Source organism: Clostridium sediminicola (assembly GCF_050402865.1).
In the GTDB taxonomy this organism is placed as follows: domain Bacteria; phylum Bacillota; class Clostridia; order Clostridiales; family Clostridiaceae; genus Clostridium_AF; species Clostridium_AF sediminicola.
The window spans coordinates 1-266 of record NZ_BAABMF010000090.1 but is presented as its reverse complement, the minus strand read 5'-3'; the positions used below and the strand labels follow the sequence as shown (position 1 = coordinate 266).

1 protein-coding gene is annotated in these 266 nt (G+C 25.2%); it reads left to right on the top strand.

The annotated features are described in order from the left end of the window. On the top strand, positions 1-87 hold an 87-nt coding region (locus tag ACQ3F0_RS26870), incomplete at its 5' end, for an IS3 family transposase (protein ID WP_428867605.1). Positions 88-266 lie beyond the last annotated feature (179 nt).

The window sequence follows — 266 nt, the reverse complement described above, 5'->3', positions numbered from 1 at the left end:
ATAAGATATTACAATAATTATAGATATCAATGGAACCTAAACAAGATGACTCCTGTACAATACAGAAATCATCTCTTAGCATCTTAACACCCTTTTTAAATTGTCCTTGACATAGGTACCATTTTAATTTTGAGCATACTCGAGACTCTAGATAGTTTTGTGTAGTTTAATATTTTATAATTATAATATTACTGGAAATTCTTAATTCCAGTAATATTATTTTTTATCTTTGAAATACTAATACTGTTGGATTATGTTTATCTATA